The 3,275-nt window shown below is 69.6% G+C and carries 5 protein-coding genes; 3 read left to right on the top strand and 2 right to left on the bottom strand.

Going from position 1 to position 3,275, the window contains the following annotated elements:
• Positions 1 to 275 precede the first annotated feature (275 nt).
• Both ACLL81_RS06850 and ACLL81_RS06845 read left to right on the top strand, forming a co-directional pair.
• Positions 276 to 929: a S24 family peptidase gene (locus ACLL81_RS06850; RefSeq protein WP_411287600.1), complete on the top strand. Its 654-nt coding sequence runs from the start codon at positions 276 to 278 to the stop codon at positions 927 to 929.
• Between the two features lie 38 nt (positions 930 to 967).
• Positions 968 to 1,519 carry an SOS response-associated peptidase gene (locus ACLL81_RS06845; protein WP_411287599.1) on the top strand — a complete coding sequence of 184 codons (552 nt, stop codon included), beginning with the start codon at positions 968 to 970 and terminating at the stop codon, positions 1,517 to 1,519.
• 8 nt (positions 1,520 to 1,527) lie between these two features.
• Here ACLL81_RS06845 and ACLL81_RS06840 read toward each other — a convergent pair whose 3' ends face one another.
• Together ACLL81_RS06840 and cysE are read right to left on the bottom strand one after the other, a co-directional pair.
• The gene (locus ACLL81_RS06840; RefSeq protein ID WP_411287598.1) at positions 1,528 to 1,734 is read right to left on the bottom strand and encodes a DUF3126 family protein; all 207 of its coding nucleotides are present in this window, start codon (positions 1,732 to 1,734) and stop codon (positions 1,528 to 1,530) included.
• A gap of 62 nt (positions 1,735 to 1,796) precedes the next feature.
• On the bottom strand, positions 1,797 to 2,627 hold the full coding sequence (gene cysE / locus ACLL81_RS06835) for a serine O-acetyltransferase (RefSeq protein ID WP_411287597.1): 831 nt from the start codon (positions 2,625 to 2,627) through the stop codon (positions 1,797 to 1,799).
• Between the two features lie 208 nt (positions 2,628 to 2,835).
• Here cysE and ACLL81_RS06830 point away from each other — a divergent pair.
• Positions 2,836 to 3,275 (top strand): nitroreductase family protein (locus ACLL81_RS06830; protein ID WP_411287596.1); only part of this gene is annotated, 440 nt, incomplete at its 3' end.

Here is a 3,275-nt window from a genome sequence, read left to right as displayed (position 1 = left end):
CTGAGCCGCCGGGCGCCGGGGGAGCGGCCGGGATTCCTGCGCGCCGGCCACCACCGAGGCGGCGTCTTCCGCCGGCCCGCTCATCGCCGCCGCCCCGAGGGAAGGCTCCGGAAGCCGCCCTGCTGCAACAGGATGGCCAGGTGGCGCACCTGCCGCGCGGTTTGCGCCGGGCGCCGCGGGGTTGGATCTGATCTGGTCATGCGCGAACTGTATGTAAACTACAGTCGTTGCGCAACAAGATTCCGTAGGTTATCTACAGCGTCGAAAAGCCACAGGTGACCAACGTGGACGAACGCTTCCAGCGATTGCGCTGGGCCCGCATCGACAAGGGCTATGAGACCGCCTCCGCGGCCGCCGACGCGCACGGCTGGAGCCGCAACACCTACGCCTCCAACGAGAACGGCAACGCGCCGTTCTCCTACCGCCGCGCCAAGGAGTATGCCGCCGCCTTCGGCGTGCGCCCCGAGTGGCTCTATGACGCCACCGGCCCCATGCGGCCCATCGCCGAGGCCGGGTTCGTGCGGGTGATCGGCAACGTGGGGGCCAATCCCGACGGCGTGGTGCTGTTCGCCACGGGGCAGGAGCCCGGCGATCTCGCGCCGATACCGCCCGGGGGCACCGAGCAGGCGGTGGCGCTGCGGGTGGTGGGCCACTCCATGCGCGACGTGGCCGACGACGGCGCGCTGATCTATTTCGAGGACCAGCGCACCCCGCCGACGCCGGACATGCTGGGCCATGTGGTGGTGGTGGAGACCGACGGCGACGAGGTGCTGGTCAAGCGCCTGCTGCGCGGCTCTGCCCCCGGCCGCTACGACCTGGAGAGCGCGGTGGGCGCCACCCGCTCGGACGCCCGCCTGCGCTGGGCCGCCCACATCACCGCCATCATCCCGCCCTACCAGGCCCGCCGGATCATCCGCGGCGCCGCCTGATCTGTATTATTCATACATCTTGCGGGGGCGCCGTCAGCATGTGCAACGAGTTTCGCTTCAAGCTGGCCCTCGACCGCCTGGTCGATGAGTTCAGCCAGCTACGCCTGCCGCTGCATTGGGCGGGCGGCGCCCCCAACCTGGAGCCCAGGGACTCGATCCGCCCCACCGATCCCGCCGTCGTCATCCTTGGCCGCGAAAGTGGCGCTGAACTGCGCCAGCTCCGCTGGGGCTTCCCGCGGGACAAGGGCGGGCCGGTGATCAACTTCCGCTCCGAGGGTCGCCGCTTCGGCGTCGGCCGCTGCCTGATCCCGGCGGACGGATTCTACGAGTTCACCGGCGAGCGCGCGCCCAAGTCGAAATGGCTGTTCGAGGCGGCGCAGGGCGAGTTGCTGGGGGTCGCCGGCCTGGTGCGCGAGGACCGCTTCACCCTGCTGACCATGGCCCCGGGCGCGGACGTGGCGCCCTATCACGACCGTCAGATCGTCATCCTGCCGCGCGACCAGTGGGCCGCCTGGCTCGGCCCGCCGCAGGTGCAGCCGCCGATCCCGGTCCTGCCCGCCGGCGCCCTGAAAGTGACGCAGATCCGCTGAGGGGAGTCCTAGGGCAGGTCTTCCGCCAGGATCGCCATCTCGAACATGTAGGAGCCGTCCTCGTCCTCGTCCTGGAACACCACGCCGATGAATTCCTCGCCAACATAGACCTCGGCGCTATCCTTCTGCCGGGGCCGGGGCGTCAGGGTGATGCGGGCGTTGGCGAAGGTGCCGCGCAGATGGCCCTCGATCTTGCGGATAGCTTTCTCGTCCACGCCAACGCTCCTTCAGATTTCGTAGCGCCGGAACCTAGCGGCTCGCGCGCTCCAGTGAAACCTCAGATCACGTAGTCGTACACCTCGTCGGCCAAGGTGTGGTCCATGCTGCGCGCCGGCTCCTCGCAGGTCGGGCAGTTGACCAGCCTGGCGGGTACGCCGGCCGCGGTGCAGCCGGCCGGCACGGATTTCAGCACCACCGAGCCCGAGGCGATCTTCGCGTAGTCGCCGATGGTGATGTTGCCCAGCACCTTGGCCCCGGCGCCCAGCAGGACGCCCTTGCCGATCTTCGGGTGGCGGTCGCCGCGCTCCGCGCCGGTGCCGCCCAGGGTCACGCCCTGCAGCATGGAGACGTCGTCGCCGATCACCGCCGTCTCGCCGATGACGATGCCGGTGCCGTGGTCCACGAACACGCCGCGGCCGATCTTCGTGGCGGGATGGATATCCACTTGGAACAACTCGCTCGTACGGCTCTGCAAATAGAACGCCAGCGTCTCGCGGCCCTCGTTCCACAGCCAGTGGGCCACCCGGTGGGTCTGCAGCGCCAGGAAGCCCTTGAAGAACAGGAACGGCTGCAGGTAGCTCTTGCAGGCCGGGTCGCGCTCGAACACCGCCTTCAGGTCGGCCTCGGCGATCTCCACCAGGCCCGGCTGGCTCTCATAGGCCTCCTCGCAGATGTCGCGCAGGCTCATGGCCCGCAGCTCCTGGTCGCCCAGCTTGCGGGCGAGCTGGTAGGACAGCGCGTCCCCCAGGTTCTTGTGGTTCAAAATCACCGCGGCCAGCAGGCTGGCCAGGGCCGCCTCGCTCTTGGCCGCGCCAAAGGCTTCGTTGCGCAGCGCCGCCCATACGGGCGGCGGCGTGCCGGGATCAACCACTTCCAGGCGTTGGCTCATCGGTTCCTCCCGACCCATCAGGCTCTCCCTATCCTAGCATGGCGCGGCTGAGCGCGACCGGCAAAGACCCTTCCCGAGCCATATGGTAGGCCCGCAGCAGCATTGCTACGGTCAGGATGTCGCCGATCCGCCCGACGACCTCGCCTTGCCGAATGCGCCCGCGCATCCATAAAGAGCCACCCTATCGGATTTGTTAAACGAGGCGCCCGTGACCGCCCTGCCGCCCGCCCCGGACTTCGGCGCGCCGATCGACATCCAGCCGTCGCCGGAGGTGCTGCGCTTCCTCAGCCTGCGCCGCTCGACCTCCGCCGTCACCCTGGCCGCCCCCGGACCCAGCGCCGACCAACTCGCCGACCTGCTGCGCCTGGCCGCCCGGGTTCCCGACCACGGCAAGCTCGCGCCGTGGCGGTTCATCGTGCTGGAGGGCGCGGACAAGGCGGCTTTCGCCGATCGGCTGGAGGCCCTGGCGAAGGCGCGCCAGGACAGCCAGGACGCCGCCAAGCTCGCCAAGCTGCGCCTGCCCCCGCTGTGCGTGGCGGTGATCTCCTCGCCAAGGCCCGCCGCGATCCCGCAGTGGGAGCAACAGCTCTCCGCCGCAGCGGTGTGCGTGAACCTGCTCTACGCCGCGCTGGCCATGGGTTTCGGGGC

Source organism: Phenylobacterium sp., assembly GCF_046590535.1.
In the GTDB taxonomy this organism is placed as follows: domain Bacteria; phylum Pseudomonadota; class Alphaproteobacteria; order Caulobacterales; family Caulobacteraceae; genus Phenylobacterium.
Note: the sequence above shows the minus strand (reverse complement) of the source record. Positions and strands in the feature narration are given on the sequence as shown.

Excerpts from the sequence above, each read along its gene's own strand:
- ACLL81_RS06845 (WP_411287599.1), top strand. The coding sequence starts at position 968 with ATGTGCAACGAGTTTCGCTTCAAGCTGGCCCTCGACCGCCTGGTCGAT.
- cysE (WP_411287597.1), bottom strand. The coding sequence starts at position 2,627 with ATGAGCCAACGCCTGGAAGTGGTTGATCCCGGCACGCCGCCGCCCGTA.